The organism is Defluviimonas sp. D31 (assembly GCF_033436765.1).
Lineage (GTDB): Bacteria > Pseudomonadota > Alphaproteobacteria > Rhodobacterales > Rhodobacteraceae > Albidovulum.
The window spans coordinates 146,221-160,627 of the sequence record NZ_JAWQFN010000006.1; the positions used below are offsets into that span (position 1 = coordinate 146,221).

Below are 14,407 nucleotides of genomic sequence, written 5' to 3' on the forward strand. Positions count from 1 at the left end.
AGACCGAAATGCTCGACAAGACCCCGATGCAGACCCTCGCCGAGCGCGCCCGCGCGGTGCTCCCGGCCGGTGGCTTCGGCAATTTCGACCCCACCGTGTTCATCCGCGAGGGCAAGGGTTCTCGCGTCTGGGACGAGGACGGGCGCGAATATGTCGACTACCTGATCGGCTCCGGCCCGATGCTTCTCGGCCACGGCCACCCCGAGGTGCTGGAGGTGGTGGCGGAGCAGTTGCCGAAGGGCATGACCTTCTTTGCCAACAATGCCCCCGGCGTCGAACTGGCCGAGGAGATCTGCCGCGCCGTGCCCTGCGCCGAGCAGGTCCGCTTCCTCTCCTCGGGCGGCGAGGCCGACATGTACGCGATGCGGCTCGCCCGCGCCCATACGGGGCGCGACAAGATCCTGAAGTTCGAGGGCGGCTATCACGGCATGTCCGCCGAGGCGCAGATGAGTCTTGCGCCGACGCGGCTGGTGAACTTCCCGCAAGCCGTGCCCGACAGCGCCGGGATCCCCGAGGCGGTCCGGGCCGAGATGCTGATCGCGCCCTTCAACGATCCCGACTACCTCGAAAGCCTGCTGAAGGAGCACGGGGGCGACGTGGCGGGTATCATCGTCGAGCCGCTGCAACGGATCATCCCGCCGGCGCCCGGTTTCCTGCAGGCGGTGCGGGAGCTTTGCGACCGCTACGGGATCGTTCTCATCTTCGACGAGGTCGTGACCGGGTTCCGCTTCGCCTATGGCGGCGCGCAGGAGGCGTACGGCGTGACGCCCGACCTCTGCACGCTCGGCAAGATCATCGGCGGCGGCTTCCCCCTGGCGGCGGTGGCGGGCCGCAAGGACATCATGGACCATTTCGACAAGGCCATCGTCGGCGCCGACAAGTGGCTGATGATGCTCGGCACGCTCTCGGGCAACCCGGTCGCCGCTGTGGCGGGGCTGAAGACGATGGAGATCCTGCGCCGCGACGGCGCCTATGCCACGCTCCGCGCCCATGGCGAGCGGTTGCAGGCGATGTTCGCCCGCCATCTCGACGCCGCCGGGGTCGCGCACCGGATCGTCGGCCATCCGACGCTCTTTGACGTGGTCTTCACTGACCGGGACGTGCGGACCTACCGCGACGTGTTGGCGGCGGATGCGAAGAAGAGCGCGGCCTTCAACGCGGTCCTGCGCGCGAACGGGGTCTTCAAGTCGCCCGGCAAGGTCTATCCCTGCCTCGCGCTGACCGAGGCCGATTTCGACCTCACCGAGGCCGCGATCGAAAAGGCCGCCGCCGCGATCGCCTGAGCGCGCTCAGAGGATGCCGTCCTCGGCATCCTCGACCGAGATCCCGAGCGCGTCGAGCCCGTCCTCGAGATAGTCGGCGAGCAAGGGCTCGCCGAGCAGATAGGTCGCGGTCGGCGAGGTCGCCTCGAGCCGGGCGGTGTCGATCGCCTCTTCGAGCTCATCCGGCCCGAAGGTCTCGCGCCCGATCCACATCAGCGCGACGAGGCTCGTCTGCTCGTCCTCGTTGAGCGCGCCGATGAAGGCGCGCAGCTCGCCCTCGGTGGCGTCACCGGCACGGGCTTCGAGGATCGTGTCGGCATCGCGGACGTCGCCGGAGGAATCCCAGGGGCTGACCTTTGCGTCAAGCTCGCGCGCGCGGATGATGACATGGGCGACTTTTTCGGGGGCGATCTGAAGCATGGCTCCTCCTTGATACCGTTAATTCTGCGCCAAACCGGGGTCCCTGGGCAATCGGGCAAAATGGCGCCCCGTGGCGGGTACGGCACACCGGCGCGGCCGATGGACGCAATTGCGCGATCCGCTCTTGCCACCGCTGCGCCGCGCGCGCCTTGTGCGCCCGATCCGGTTTCTTCGAGAACACTCATGCAGATCACATTCGGGTTGCAGGGCCGGTCCGGTCTTCGCTGGCAGCGCCATCTGCGCGGCCTGGTCGCCGCCGCGGCTTCCCTCGCGGGCGTCTTCACCTTCGTCTCGGTCGACCTCGCGCGCCGCGACGCGGTGTTCTCGCCCTCGGTCATGCCGACCTCGCTCGAGAACGGCGACGGGCTCGAGGTCACGCTGCTGAACGAGTCCGATCACGTCATGGAGAATGCCGACATCTCCTTCCGGCTCTACGACCGCTCCGGCGCGATGATCATCTTCGACGAGAACGGCGACGGAACCGGGGATCAGGCCGATCTGGCGGATCAGCAGTTCGAGCCCGAGGCGATGACGATCCCGGCGCGGAGCTCGAAGGTCGGGCTGCTTCTGGACGACAGCGGCGGCCGTGACTTCCAAGGCGTCCAGTTCCTTGCCGTTTGCGCGGTGTTCGACGGGTCGTTCTGGGTCGACCGGGTCCGCACCACCTACCTCCTGGAGCGCCTGCCCATCGGCGGCTTCGGGCAGGTGCGGCACGCGAAGGACGTGCATTTCCTGAGCGAGCCGGACTGCGGCTTCACCGCCTCGGTCCCCGCGGTGCACTGACCGCCGCCGCGGCGCTCAGTCGGCCGAGGTCTTCGCGAGCGGCACGACCCGCGGCGTCTCGGCCTCGGGCGCCAGTTCCTCGAAATCGAAATTGTCGAGCCGCGCGGCGCGTTTCCCGGCGCGCTCGGCCGCCGTCGAGATGCCGTCGAGGTCGTTGCGCGCCTGGTTGAAATGCACCGAGAGCTTGTCGACCCGTTCCACCACCAGTTCGACATCGCGGTGAAGCTGCCGAAGCGTGGTGCGGATCGCGCCCGCCTGTTCGCGCATCCGCGCGTCCTTCAGGACCGCGCGCATCGTGTTCAGCGTCGCCATGCAGGTCGTCGGCGAGACGATCCAGACCTTGGCCGCGAAACCCTCGCGCACCAGTTCGGGAAAATTCGCGTGCAGTTCGGCATAGACCGCCTCGGAGGGCAGGAACATGAGGGCGCCATCGGCGGTCTCGCCGTCGAGGATGTATTTCTCGCCGATCGCCTTGATGTGGGAACGCACCGCGATGCGCAGCATCCGCTGCGCCTCGATCAGCTGCGACTGGTTCTCGGCCCGGCGCAGCGCCTCGTAGGCCTCGAGCGGGAACTTGCTGTCGATGACGATCGGGCCCGGCGGATTGGGCAGGTGGATCAGGCAGTCGGCGCGCTTGCCGTTCGAGAGCGTCGCCTGCATCGAGAAGGAATCCGCGGGCAGCGCCTTGCGCACGATGTCGTTGAGCTGGATCTCCCCGAAGGCGCCGCGGGTCTGCTTGTTGGAGAGAATGTCCTGCAACGAGAGCACGTCGCCGGAGAGCTTCTCGATATTGGACTGCGCCTTGTCGATGGTTTCGAGCCGTTGTTGCAGTTCACCCAGCGAGCGCGCGGTGCGGGTGGCGCTGCCCTGCAACGTCTCGGTCATGCCGCGCGAGACCTCGGCCAGCCGCCGCTCCATCAGCTGCAGCACGCGGGTCTGCGAAGCCGCCTGCGCCTCGGACACATGGGTAAGGCCGCCCGAGAGCCGCTCCTGCCCGGCCGAAAGCGCGTCGACGCGGTTGCCGAGCCGGTCGAGCGAGTAGAACATCGGCTCCGCCATCCGGGCCGAGCGCGAGGCGGCGCGGAGCGTGACGATGAGGAGGACGAACAGCGCGAGGACCAGCACTGCGCCGCCGAGGACGGCAAGGACCATCGGGTCGTCAAGCGCATAGATTTGTCCGTTCAGCGTGATCATGTGCGCCCGAAAAGCCTTTCGATATCGGTCAGCTTCAGCTCGACATAGGTCGGCCGGCCGTGGTTGCACTGGCCGGAAAGCGGCGTCCGCTCCATTTCCCGCAGGAGCGCGTTCATCTCGTCGGCCTGCATCCGCCGGCCGGAGCGTATCGAGCCGTGGCAGGCCATGCGGCTCAGGACCGCGTCGATCCGGCCCTGCAGGCGCTGGCTGTCGCCGGCATCGTGCAACTCGTCGAGGATGTCTTTCAGAAGTGCCGTGGCGTTCACCTCGCCGAGAAGGGCGGGGGTCTCGCGCACCGCGACCGCGCCGCCGCCGAAGGGCTCGATCGTGAGGCCGAGCCCGGCGAGCGTCGTGGCGTGGTCGAGAAGAAGCTGGGCATCACCCGGCGAGAGCTCGGCGATCTCGGGGATGAGAAGCGCCTGCGCGGCGACGCCGCTCTCGGCGCGCTGGCGTTTCAGGCGCTCGTAGACCAGCCGCTCGTGCGCGGCGTGCTGGTCGACGATGACGAGGCCGGTCGCGGTCTGGGCGATGATGTAGTTCTCGTGCACCTGCGCGCGGGCGGCGCCGAGCGGGTGCTGCTCGGCGGATTCTTCCACCGGCAGCGGCGCGGTTGGACGCTCGAACCGGGCCGTGGCCTCGGCGAGCTCCGGGGCGAGAGGCGCCTGCGCCGCGTGGGCCATGCGCAGCGCGGTCTGCGAGGGGCGGTCCATCTGGTAGATGCGAGGGACGCCGCCGGCGGACGGTTCGGGCCGCATCGCGCCGAGCGTGGCGCCGGCGACGGTCGAGGAGGCGCGGTGCCCGGCTTCGGCCAGTGCGTGGCGCAGGCCCGACACGATCAGCCCGCGCGCCACGCCCGGCTCGCGGAAGCGGACCTCGGCCTTCGCCGGATGGGCGTTGACGTCGACCCGCTCGGGATCGCAGGTGAGGTTCAGGACCGCCGCCGGATGGCGGTCGCGCGAGAGCACGTCCATGTAGGCGGCCCGAAGCGCGCCGATCAGGAGCTTGTCGCGCACCGGGCGGCCGTTGACGAAGAGGAACTGCTCGATCGCGGCGCCGCGCGAATAGGTCGGCAGTGCGGCGAAGCCCGTGAGCCGGATGCCTTCGCGCTCGGCGTCGATGGCAAGCGCGTTGTCGGCGAACTCGGCGCCGATGAGGGTGCGGAGCCGCTGGCCGAGCGCGTCGAAAAGCTCGCCCTGCTCGGCGTCGGCGCGCAGGATCGGCTTGCCCTCGCCGCCGCCGGTCACGTCGCGCAGGGTGAAGCCGACATGCGGCTCGGCCATCGCGAGGCGCTGGACGACATCCTTGATCGCCTGCGCCTCGGCCCGGTCGGAGCGCAGGAACTTCAGCCGCGCCGGAGTGGCATAGAAGAGGTCGCGCAGCTCCACCACCGTGCCGCGGGTCAGCGCGGCGGGCCGGACCGGCGCAATGCGGCCGCCCGCGACGGCGATGCCTGCCGCCTCCGCGTCTTCGGCGCGCGAGGTGATCTTGAGCCGCCCCACCGCGCCGAGCGAGGGCAGCGCCTCGCCGCGGAAGCCGAAGCTGCGGATGTTCAGAAGGTCGGAGCCGTCGATCTTCGAGGTGGCGTGGCGGGAAAGCGCCAGCGGCAGGTCGTCGGCGGTCATGCCGCAGCCGTCGTCGCTGACGCGGATCAGGGTCTTGCCGCCGTCGGCATAGGCGATGTCGATCCGCCGCGCCCCGGCGTCGAGCGCGTTCTCGACCAGCTCCTTGACCGCCGAGGCTGGGCGCTCGACCACCTCGCCGGCTGCGATGCGGTTGATCGCCGCCTCGTCAAGCTGGCGGATTACCGGGCGTCCGGGCAGGATTTTGGGGTTCATGGCGGTCATGCTACAAGAACTAGCATGGCCCGCGCCGATTCGGCCAGTTGGCTCATGGGGGTGAAGGCGCGCGCGGCGCTAGTTCGACGGCTCCAGCCCGACCGGCTGACCGACCACGACGAAGCGCAGAGCATCGGGCTTCATCAGACGCTTGGCGACCCGCTTGACATCGTCAGACGTCACCGCCTCGACATAGGAGTTGCGGTCGCGCAGATAGGTCGTCGGCAAATCCTCCATCTGCATGCCGACAAGGATGCCCGCGATACGCCCGTTGCCGTCGAAACGCAGGGGATAGGCTCCGGTAAGGTAGGTCTTCGCGGCCTCGAGCTCCTCGTCGCTCACGCCCTCGGCGGCAATCTGGGCCCATTCGTCGCGCACCACGCCGATCGCCTCGGCGACCTTCTCGTTGGCCGAGGCGAAGCCGCCTTTCCAGGTCCAGGCCAGGTCCATCGGTACGAGGTCGGTCGAGATCCCGTAGGTCAGCCCGCGCTTCTCGCGCACCTCCTCCATCAGCCGCGCCCCGAAGCCGTGGCCGCCGATGACCTGGTTCAGCACATAGGCCGCGAAGAAATCAGGATCATGGCGCTCGATCCCCTCATGGCCGAAGGCCACGACCGATTGCGGCGAGGCGAAGTCGATCACCGTTACCCCGCCGGTGAGCCCCAGCTCCGCTTTCGGCGGCATCGGCGCGCCGGTCTCCGGCAGGTCCCCGAGCAGATCGTCGAGAAGCACGCCAAGCTCGGCCTCGGTGATGTCGCCCACCGCCGAGACGTAGAGCCGGTCGCGCGCCATGACATTGGCCTTGGCGGCGAGGAGGTCGTCGCGGGTGAGCGCCGCCACCGACTTAAGCGTGCCGTTGCGCGAGGACGCGTAGGGATGCGTGCCGAAAGCCTGCCGGTCGAATTCCCGCCAGGCGATGGCGCTGGGATCCTTCTCCTCGGACTGGATGATCGACGCGACCTGCGCCCGTACCCGGTCGACGGCGTCCTGATCGAAGCGCGGCGCGGTCAGCGCCGTCTTCAGCAGCGAAACCGCCGCGTCGCGGTTCTCGCTCAGCATCCGCACCGACACCGAGACGCTGTCGTCGTTCGCGTCGAACTCGAAACCGGCCGCCAGCGCCTCGCGTGCCTCGGCGAAGCCCTGAGAGTCGAGATCGCCCGCGCCCTCCTCGAGGGTCGCCATCATCAGCAGCGTCGCGCCGCGCTTTTCCGGCAGATCGAGGCTCGACCCGCCGCGGAAGCGGATCTCGAGCGCGGTGAAGGGGATCGAATGCTCCTCCACCAGCCATGCCTTGATGCCGCCGGGCGAGGTGAGTTCCTTGATCTCGACCGCGCTGGCGGGCAGGGCGGCGAGGAGGGCGACGAAGGTCGCCGCGAGCAGCCGGATCATTGCATCACCTCTTCCTCGCCGGTCTTCATCATCCAGCCGGTGACCGAACGGCGGCGGTCGAAGACCTCCGCGGCGGCGGCCTTCACATCGGCCTCGCTGACCGCATCGACGATATCGGGCCAGGCTTCGACATCTGCGACGGTGAGACCGGTCGTGAGAGCCTCGCCGTAGCGGCGGGCGAGGCCGCTCACGTCGTCCTTGGCGTAGATCAGGCCGGCCCGCAGCCGCGCCTTCACGCGCTCGAACTGGGCCGGATCGACGCCGTTCTCCTGCACCTCGGCCAGAACGGCGTCGAGCGCCGCCTCGGCCTCGGCGAGGGTCACGCCGTCGGCGGGCACCACGGCGAGGTCGAAGCTCGTGTCGTCATAGGAACTGCCGTCGTAGTGGGCAGAGGTATAGATCGCCTCGCGGCTCTCGAATTGCAGCTTGCGGGCGAGGATCGAGGTCTGGCCGTCGCCGCCGAGCATCTCGGCTAGCACCGTGAGCGCCGCCGCCTTCTCCTGCGCGCCCGGATCGCGTTCCGGCGCGAGGTAGCTGCGCGTCACATAGGGGCGCGAAACCCGCGGATCGGAGAAGCTGAGCCGGCGCTCGGCAAGCTGCGGCGGTTCTTCGGGCCGCGCGCGCGTGGCGATATCCGGGCTTGGGTCAAGCGGGCCGTAGTATTGTTCGGCCAGCGCGCGCACCGCATCGGGATCGACATCGCCGGCAACGACGAGAACCGCATTGTTCGGGGCGTAATAACGCCCGTACCAGTCGAGCGCGTCCTGGCGGGTGAGCTTCTCCATCTCGTGGCGCCAGCCAATGATCGGGCGGCCATAGGGATGGTTGAGATAGAGCGCGGCGCGGCGCTGTTCGCCGAAGATCGCGCCGGGGTCGCTGTCGATGCGCTGGTTGCGCTCCTCGATCACCACCTCGCGCTCGGTCTGCCAGTCGTCCTCGGTGAGCTTCAGGTGGCGCATCCGGTCGGCTTCCATCTGCATCATCAGTTCGAGCCGGTCGGCGGCGACGCGCTGGTAGTAGCCGGTGAAATCCCAGGAGGTGAAGGCGTTGTCGGCGCCGCCATTGGCCTCGACGATCTTCGAGAACTCGCCCGGCGCGAGCGTGTCGGTGCCCTTGAACATCAGGTGTTCGAGATAATGCGCGATTCCCGATACGCCGGGCTCTTCATCGGCGGCGCCGGCGCGGTACCAGACCATCTGCACCACGACCGGGGCGCGGTAATCCTCGATCACGACGGCTTCGAGCCCGTTCGGCAGCGTGAAGGTGGTGACCTCTTCGGCCAGCGCCGGTGCGCCGACCGTCGCGGCAAGGATCGTCCAGCGCAGGATGCGGAACATCGTGATCTCCCTCGTTACCTGCAGAGAGGTAAGCGCGCGGGGGACGACGTCAAGGGTGCCGGCCGAGCGGCTGGGAGTCCTGGTACTGGTAGGTCGTGGTGCTGCCCGAGGTCGCCGCCGTCGGCGGCGCGGTCTCTGTGCGTGCCCCGGCGGCGCGCCAGCGCGCGAGTTCGGCATGCTGGTCGAGCGACATCGGCTTGTAGGCTCGGAAGTAGACGTTGACGTTGAAGGCGCGTTCCAGGAACAGGCCATCGTTGCGGCGGCGGTAGTCGAGATCCTCCGCGGCCAGAACCCGGCGGATGTCGGACGCCGTGCCATAGCGTCCGGCATAGGAGACCAGCGCCCCGTTCGATGCCGGCACCGAGCCGCCGGTCGCAAGCGCCGCCGGATTGCCGCCGAGGGCGGCCACGGCGTCGGCTTCCGGCGTCGGATCGGTGATGTTGCTGCCGCCCGGCGTCGGTTCGGGCAGGCTCGCGAGGTTCTCGGGCATCTGCAGCGGCTTCGACGGCAGGACGGTGAACTCGTCCGGGCTGCGGCTTTGCGAGCGGATGTTCAGGAGCTTCGGATCTTCATTGCCGCCGCAGGCCGACAGCGCGAGGACCACGCTCGCCAATGCGATCCCGCAGATGCCACGTCTCGCCGCCATCGGTTTCTCCTTCACCGTTCCGGGCCCGGTTTAACGCATGTCCCTTCGCCCGTCACGGGGTCTTCTCCCGCCCGGTGAAGAGGACCAGCCCGAAGGCGCCGGCAAAGATCGCGATGTCGGCGACGTTGAACGAATAGGGATTGTCGAACCCCGGGACCGACATGTTGAGAAAATCCGCGACCGCGCCGTAGATCAGCCGGTCGATCACGTTGCCCATCGCGCCGCCGATCAGCAGGCCCGCCGAAAGCTGGACGATTCGGCTGTGGCGCTCGCGCCGGACCCAGAGCCAGACCCAGCCGGCGATCGCCAGCGCGAGCGCGATCAGCGCCCAGCGGCCAAGGTCCTCGGAGCTGGAGAGGAGGCCGAAGTTGATGCCCCGGTTCCAGGCCATGCGGAAGTTGAGCCACGGCGCGAGGACCGCGATCTCCTGTCGCGAATAGAGGTCGAGGACATGGACGACGAGCACCTTCGACACCTGGTCGAGCGCAAAGGTCGCCGCCGCCGCCTGGATCACCTGCCGCATGTTGCCTCAGTGCCGGAAATGCCGCTGGCCGGTGAAGACCATGGCGAGCCCCGCCGCGTCGGCGGCCGCGATCACCTCGTCGTCGCGCATCGAGCCGCCGGGCTGGATCACCGCCGTGGCGCCCGCCTCGGCCGCGGTCAGAAGCCCGTCGGGGAAGGGGAAGAACGCGTCCGACGCCACGACCGAACCCTTGACGGTCGGCTCCGCGAGGCCAAGCGCCTCGGCCATGTCGGCGGATTTGCGCGCGGCGATCCGGGTCGAATCGACCCGGCTCATCTGGCCCGCGCCGATGCCGACGGTGGCGCCCGCCTTGACGTAGACGATCGCGTTCGACTTGACGTGCTTGGCGACCTTCCAGGCGAAAAGGAGGTCCTTCAGTTCCGCCTCGGTCGGCGCGCGCCTGGTCACGACCTTGAGGTCGGCCGCGTTGATCACGCCGTTGTCGCGATCCTGGACGAGGAAGCCGCCGGCGACCTGGCGGAAGGCGAGGCCGGGCGATTTCGGGTCGGGCAGGCCCTCGGTCGTCAGAAGCCGCAGGTTCTTCTTGGCGGCAAAGACCGCCTTGGCCGCGTCGTCGGCGCCCGGCGCGATCACCACCTCGGTGAAGATCTGGCAGATCTCCTCGGCCGTCGCCGCATCGAGCGGCCGGTTCAGCGCCACGATGCCGCCAAAGGCCGAGGTGCGGTCGCAGTCATAGGCGGCCTTGTAAGCCTCCACAAGTGTCGCGCCGCGCGCCACGCCGCAGGGGTTGGCGTGCTTGATGATCGCGCAGGCCGGGGCTTCGGCCGGATCGAACTCGGCGACCAGTTCGAACGCCGCGTCGGTATCGTTGATGTTGTTGTAGGACAAGGACTTGCCCTGATGCTGGGCGGCGGTGGCGACTCCCTCGCGGGTCGAGCCGTCGGTGTAGAAGGCCGCCGACTGGTGCGGGTTCTCGCCGTAGCGCAGCGTCTGGGCCAGCGTCCCTGCGAAGGCGCGGCGGCGCGGCGCCGCATCGCCGATGGCAGCGGCGAGCCAGGTCGAGACCGCGGCGTCATAGGCCGCCGTGCGCGCATAGGCGCGCTGGGCGAGCTTGCGGCGGAACTTCGGGCAGGTCCGGCCCTCGTGCTGGTCCATGTCGCCAAGGACCTTGGCATAGTCCTCGGGGTCGACGACGACCGCGACATGGGCGTGGTTCTTCGCGGCCGCACGGATCATCGCCGGGCCGCCGATGTCGATGTTCTCGATGCAGGTGTCGTAGTCGGCGCCCTTCGCCACGGTGGCCTCGAACGGGTAGAGGTTGACGACGAGGAGGTCGATCGGCTCGATCCCGTGGGTCTCAATTGCCGCGACATGCTCGGCATTGTCCCTGAGCGCCAGAAGCCCGCCATGCACTTTCGGATGCAGCGTCTTGACGCGGCCATCCATCATCTCGGGGAAGCCCGTCACCTCGGCGACGTCGCGGACCTTGAGCCCCGCCTCGCGCAAGATCGACGCGGTGCCGCCGGTCGAGAGAAGCTCCACCCCCCGTTCGGCCAGTCCCTTCGCGAAGTCGAGAAGCCCGGTCTTGTCGGAGACGGAGATCAGGGCGCGGGCAAGCGGGGCCAGGTCGGCGGTCTGGGCGGTCAAGCGGGGCATCCTCTGCTAGGCGGTGACGTCTTCGTCGCGCATCGTGTCGCGGATCGCCGTTGGGGTATCCTGTGCCTTCGCCAAGGTCCAGCCCAACTGGCAGGCATAATCCATCACATGGGCGGAAAGCACGATCTGCCTGGTCGCGCGCGGCTTCAGTCGCCCGGATTCGAGATAGACCGAGGGTTCGAGCGTCAGTTCGCCCACGCCGTCATGGCGGAAGATCCAGATCTCGCCCGACTTCAGCGCCATCGACACGGCGGTGCCGCCGAGGTCGAGTGCCGCATCGACATCCGGGTGCAGGTGAAAGCGGAGCTGGAACGGAACGCCCTGGTACTTCGCCCGCTCCATCACCTTGTCGAAGCGGCGCCGGTCGGCCACCGTCATCGCGCCGAGCGTGTCCTCGCTGGTGAGCGTGCGGCCGTCGAGCGAGAGCATGAGCTGGCGGATGTGGCTGAGCCCGTGGGTCGGCACGTAGCCGTTGTGCCCGGCGATCAGCCGGTGGCCGTCGCTGTCGTCCTCGGGCTGGGCCCAGACCATGTCGGGCACGTCGGTGAACTGGCCGGTGCCGGACTCGGGCAGGAGCCCCTTGGCCGTGAAGCGTGACGAGGAATAGCCCTTCACGCAGAGCGTGGAATGCGAGGGCGTGGCGCGGCCGGCGCGGCGCCATTCCGGGCCGAAGCTCGCGCCCGAGCCGCAATTGACGATGACCGGGCGGCGGCCCGAGGTCAGTTCCATCGCCAGCGTCGAGGCATGGGCGTTCGTCGACTCCCGGCCCGTGGGCGGAGGTGCTGCATCGACGATGATCGTGGTGCGGCCCGCGCTCATCCGCGCGTAGCCCATCGCGAGGCCATGCGCGGTCACCGCGCGGCCGCCCGCCGTCGCCAGCGCCTGGTCGAGCCGGCCCTCGGGCCCGCGTCCGCCGCCATGGAACCGCGCAAGCCCGCCATCGGCATGGCGGAGCGCCCTGAGCGTCGGCGCGATCCGCTCGATCGCGGCGAGATGGGCGGCCGGCGGGGTGCGGCCGGCATCGGTCAGCGCGGCACTGGCCCAGGTGAGGAGCGTGAAGACCTCGAGCAGTTCCTCGGGGTTGCGGGTCGGGATCCCGCCCTCGGTGTCGATCTCGCGGTCGCATTCGCGCCCGAGCGCGGCGGCGGCGCGGGCGACGTGGCGCTCCATGCCAGTCAACGCGAGGCCCGCGTAGATGAGCCCGGTCAGCGCCTCGAACCGCGGCAGGCCGGGCCGGGCCGCGCGCCAGCGGCGGGAGATAAAGATCGTCTGGCGGCCAAGACAGCGGAAATAGGCATCCGAGGCGGCGCGGTCCTGGTTGTTCAGGAGCAGGATCGCATGGTTGATCCAGCGGATCAGCCGCCGCCCGGTGCAGTCAGGGGTCCAGCCCGGCCCGCCGCCGCGGCCATAGCGCCGGATCCAGTCGAACACCCATTTCTGCGCCCGATCGCGCGCCGGAAGGTCGGCCACCGCGGCGAGGTCGTCGAGCCAGGCGCAGCCGTGGATCTCCTCCTCGAAGCGTGGATCCGGCACTGGAAGATCCCAGATCGAGGCGGCCTTCGATTCGATCAGGAAGCCTGCGAAGAGGAAGTTGCCACCGGTAAGCTGGCGGCCGCGGGCGAAGGAGCCGATCGTCTTCGGTTCGGGCTGGCTTACGAATCCGCCCGCCGGCCGCGCGAGTGCCGCGAGCCGCGCATGGAGCCGGTTTGCCGCCCCGACCCCGGCCCTGCCTGGGTTTTTTCGTCCTGCCACGCCTCGACGTCCTTCGATCCTGCCGCGCCTTGTCCCGGGTTGGCTCCCGGGAATCTGCGCTGGCCGAGATTACCGGCAGCCCCGGCCCGTGTCACCCGGCTAAAGCCGGGTCAGACCCCGCGTCGCAGGCAGGCGATGAAGAAGCCGTCCATGCCGCCTCGCTCCGGCCAGTGGTCCGGGCGGAGCCGCAGCCCGCCCTCGGCGTCGATCCATTGGGGTTCGACCCCCGGCAGCGCGAGCGCGTCGCGGTCGGCCACGAGCCCGGAATGGCGCTCGATGGCGGCGGAAACCTGCCGCTCGCCCTCCTCGGGCAGGAGCGAGCAGGTCGCGAAGATCACCCTGCCGGCGGGGCGGAGGAGCGTCAGCGCCCGGTCGAGGAGCGCCGCCTGAAGGGCGGCGATCTCCTTTAGCCCCGAGGCGTCGCGGAGGTGCGGCAGGTCGGGGTGGCGGCGGATCGTGCCGGTGGCCGAGCAGGGCGCGTCGAGGAGCACCGCGTCGAAATCCGCCGCGCCCTCCCAGGTGAGCGCGTCGGCGACCACGGTCTCGGCGGCGAGTTGGCAGCGGGCGAGGTTCTCCTCGAGCCGCGCCATGCGGGGGCCGGAAAGGTCGAGCGCCGTGACGCGGGCGCCAGCGGCGGCGAGTTGCAGCGTCTTGCCGCCGGGCGCGGCGCAGAGGTCGAGCACCCGCTCGCCCGGCCGGGGCGCGAGCGCCCTCGCGGCGAGCGCGGCGGCGGCGTCCTGCACCCACCAGTCGCCCTCGGCGTAACCGGGCAGATCGGACACCTGAACCGGGCCGGTCAGCCGCACCGAGCCGGTCGGCAGCGCCTCGCCCCCAAGCCGGGCGGCGAGCGCTGCGGCGTCGCCGTCCTTCGGCGTGAGGTCGAGCGGCGCGCCAGCGGCGTGCGCGGCCTCCATGGCCAGCGTCGCGGCCTTGCCGTAGGCCGACATCAGGCGCCCTCGGAGCCAGCCGGGCAGGGGCGCGGGCGGCTGCTTGGCCCAGGCTTCGGCCGGGGTTTCGGCGGCGCGACGCAGGACCGCGTTGACCATCGCCGCGAAGCCTTCGGTCTTGCGGCCCGAGCGGCGGGCGAGATCCACCGCCTCGCTCACAACGCCGTGGGCGGCGGCACCCTCGGCGAGGATCTCGGTCACAGCGACGCGCAAGGTGGCGCGGATCGCGGGCGGCGGGGGTTTTCGCAGAAAGGGCTTAAGCACCGAATCGGCGCGGTTCAGGTTCCTCAACGTGACGAGCGCGAGGCGTTGCGCCCGTGCCCGGTCTGGGGGCGCGAGGCGCGAGAGCGCGCCGGACTGGATCTGGTCGCCGAGCGACTGCCGTTCCTCGGTCACGCCGAGGACGAGTCGCGCCGCCCCACCCCGTGCCGTTTCCTCAGCCATGTCGCCTCCGGTTGTCGTCTCGCTGGGGGCGCCGTATATCATGGGCCGGAGCGAGACAAGGAACCGCCGATGAGCGAGAATGTCCGAGACAACCTGCCCGAGGCCGCGAAACGCGCGCTGGCCGAGGCCGAGGCGCGCCGGCGCCGGGCGCTGGCGCCCGAGTTGCCGCCGGAACTCGGCGGCCGCGACGGGCCGGAGCCGGTGCGCTATGGCGACTGGGAGAAGAAGGGCCTCGCGGTCGATTTCTGACCGCGGCCG

13 protein-coding genes are annotated in these 14,407 nt (G+C 69.8%); 3 read left to right on the forward strand and 10 right to left on the reverse strand.

What is annotated here, in order from left to right:
* The first annotated feature begins 8 nt into the window (after positions 1 to 8).
* Positions 9 to 1,283 (forward strand): aspartate aminotransferase family protein, encoded by a 1,275-nt coding sequence (locus R5H32_RS12650; protein WP_318339045.1) that lies wholly within the window; start codon positions 9 to 11, stop codon positions 1,281 to 1,283.
* A gap of 6 nt (positions 1,284 to 1,289) precedes the next feature.
* Here the strand turns inward: R5H32_RS12650 and R5H32_RS12655 are convergent, their stop codons facing one another.
* Complete coding sequence (locus tag R5H32_RS12655; RefSeq protein WP_318339046.1) at positions 1,290 to 1,682, reverse strand: DUF3775 domain-containing protein; 393 nt, start codon at positions 1,680 to 1,682, stop codon at positions 1,290 to 1,292.
* Between the two features lie 183 nt (positions 1,683 to 1,865).
* Here R5H32_RS12655 and R5H32_RS12660 point away from each other — a divergent pair, with 183 nt between their 5' ends.
* A complete protein-coding gene (locus R5H32_RS12660) occupies positions 1,866 to 2,465 on the forward strand; it encodes a hypothetical protein (RefSeq protein ID WP_318339047.1) in 600 nt (199 codons plus the stop codon).
* A 15-nt stretch (positions 2,466 to 2,480) separates the two neighbouring features.
* Here the strand turns inward: R5H32_RS12660 and R5H32_RS12665 are convergent, their stop codons facing one another.
* The 9 genes from R5H32_RS12665 to R5H32_RS12705 all read right to left on the reverse strand — a co-directional run bounded on the left by R5H32_RS12665 (position 2,481) and on the right by R5H32_RS12705 (position 14,149).
* The gene (locus tag R5H32_RS12665) at positions 2,481 to 3,659 is read right to left on the reverse strand and encodes a DNA recombination protein RmuC (protein WP_318339048.1); all 1,179 of its coding nucleotides are present in this window, start codon (positions 3,657 to 3,659) and stop codon (positions 2,481 to 2,483) included.
* Complete coding sequence (mutL, locus tag R5H32_RS12670) at positions 3,656 to 5,503, reverse strand: DNA mismatch repair endonuclease MutL (RefSeq protein WP_318339049.1); 1,848 nt, start codon at positions 5,501 to 5,503, stop codon at positions 3,656 to 3,658. The genes R5H32_RS12665 and mutL overlap by 4 nt, the downstream gene beginning before the upstream one ends.
* Positions 5,504 to 5,572: 69 nt before the next feature.
* A complete protein-coding gene (locus tag R5H32_RS12675; RefSeq protein ID WP_318339050.1) occupies positions 5,573 to 6,883 on the reverse strand; it encodes a pitrilysin family protein in 1,311 nt (436 codons plus the stop codon).
* Positions 6,880 to 8,220 carry a pitrilysin family protein gene (locus R5H32_RS12680; protein ID WP_318339051.1) on the reverse strand — a complete coding sequence of 447 codons (1,341 nt, stop codon included), beginning with the start codon at positions 8,218 to 8,220 and terminating at the stop codon, positions 6,880 to 6,882. Before R5H32_RS12680 ends, R5H32_RS12675 begins: the two co-directional genes overlap by 4 nt.
* A 49-nt stretch (positions 8,221 to 8,269) precedes the next feature.
* Complete coding sequence (locus R5H32_RS12685; RefSeq protein WP_318339052.1) at positions 8,270 to 8,866, reverse strand: DUF3035 domain-containing protein; 597 nt, start codon at positions 8,864 to 8,866, stop codon at positions 8,270 to 8,272.
* A gap of 52 nt (positions 8,867 to 8,918) precedes the next feature.
* Positions 8,919 to 9,389 carry a signal peptidase II gene (gene lspA, locus R5H32_RS12690; RefSeq protein ID WP_318339053.1) on the reverse strand — a complete coding sequence of 157 codons (471 nt, stop codon included), beginning with the start codon at positions 9,387 to 9,389 and terminating at the stop codon, positions 8,919 to 8,921.
* A gap of 6 nt (positions 9,390 to 9,395) precedes the next feature.
* On the reverse strand, positions 9,396 to 10,997 hold the full coding sequence (purH, locus tag R5H32_RS12695; RefSeq protein WP_318339054.1) for a bifunctional phosphoribosylaminoimidazolecarboxamide formyltransferase/IMP cyclohydrolase: 1,602 nt from the start codon (positions 10,995 to 10,997) through the stop codon (positions 9,396 to 9,398).
* A 15-nt stretch (positions 10,998 to 11,012) separates the two neighbouring features.
* Positions 11,013 to 12,758, reverse strand: a complete 1,746-nt coding sequence (locus R5H32_RS12700) for a heparinase II/III family protein (protein ID WP_318339055.1) — start codon at positions 12,756 to 12,758, stop codon at positions 11,013 to 11,015.
* Between the two features lie 110 nt (positions 12,759 to 12,868).
* On the reverse strand, positions 12,869 to 14,149 hold the full coding sequence (locus R5H32_RS12705) for an RsmB/NOP family class I SAM-dependent RNA methyltransferase (RefSeq protein ID WP_318339056.1): 1,281 nt from the start codon (positions 14,147 to 14,149) through the stop codon (positions 12,869 to 12,871).
* 69 nt (positions 14,150 to 14,218) lie between these two features.
* Here R5H32_RS12705 and R5H32_RS12710 point away from each other — a divergent pair, with 69 nt between their 5' ends.
* Positions 14,219 to 14,398, forward strand: a complete 180-nt coding sequence (locus tag R5H32_RS12710; protein ID WP_318339057.1) for a DUF1674 domain-containing protein — start codon at positions 14,219 to 14,221, stop codon at positions 14,396 to 14,398.
* Positions 14,399 to 14,407 lie beyond the last annotated feature (9 nt).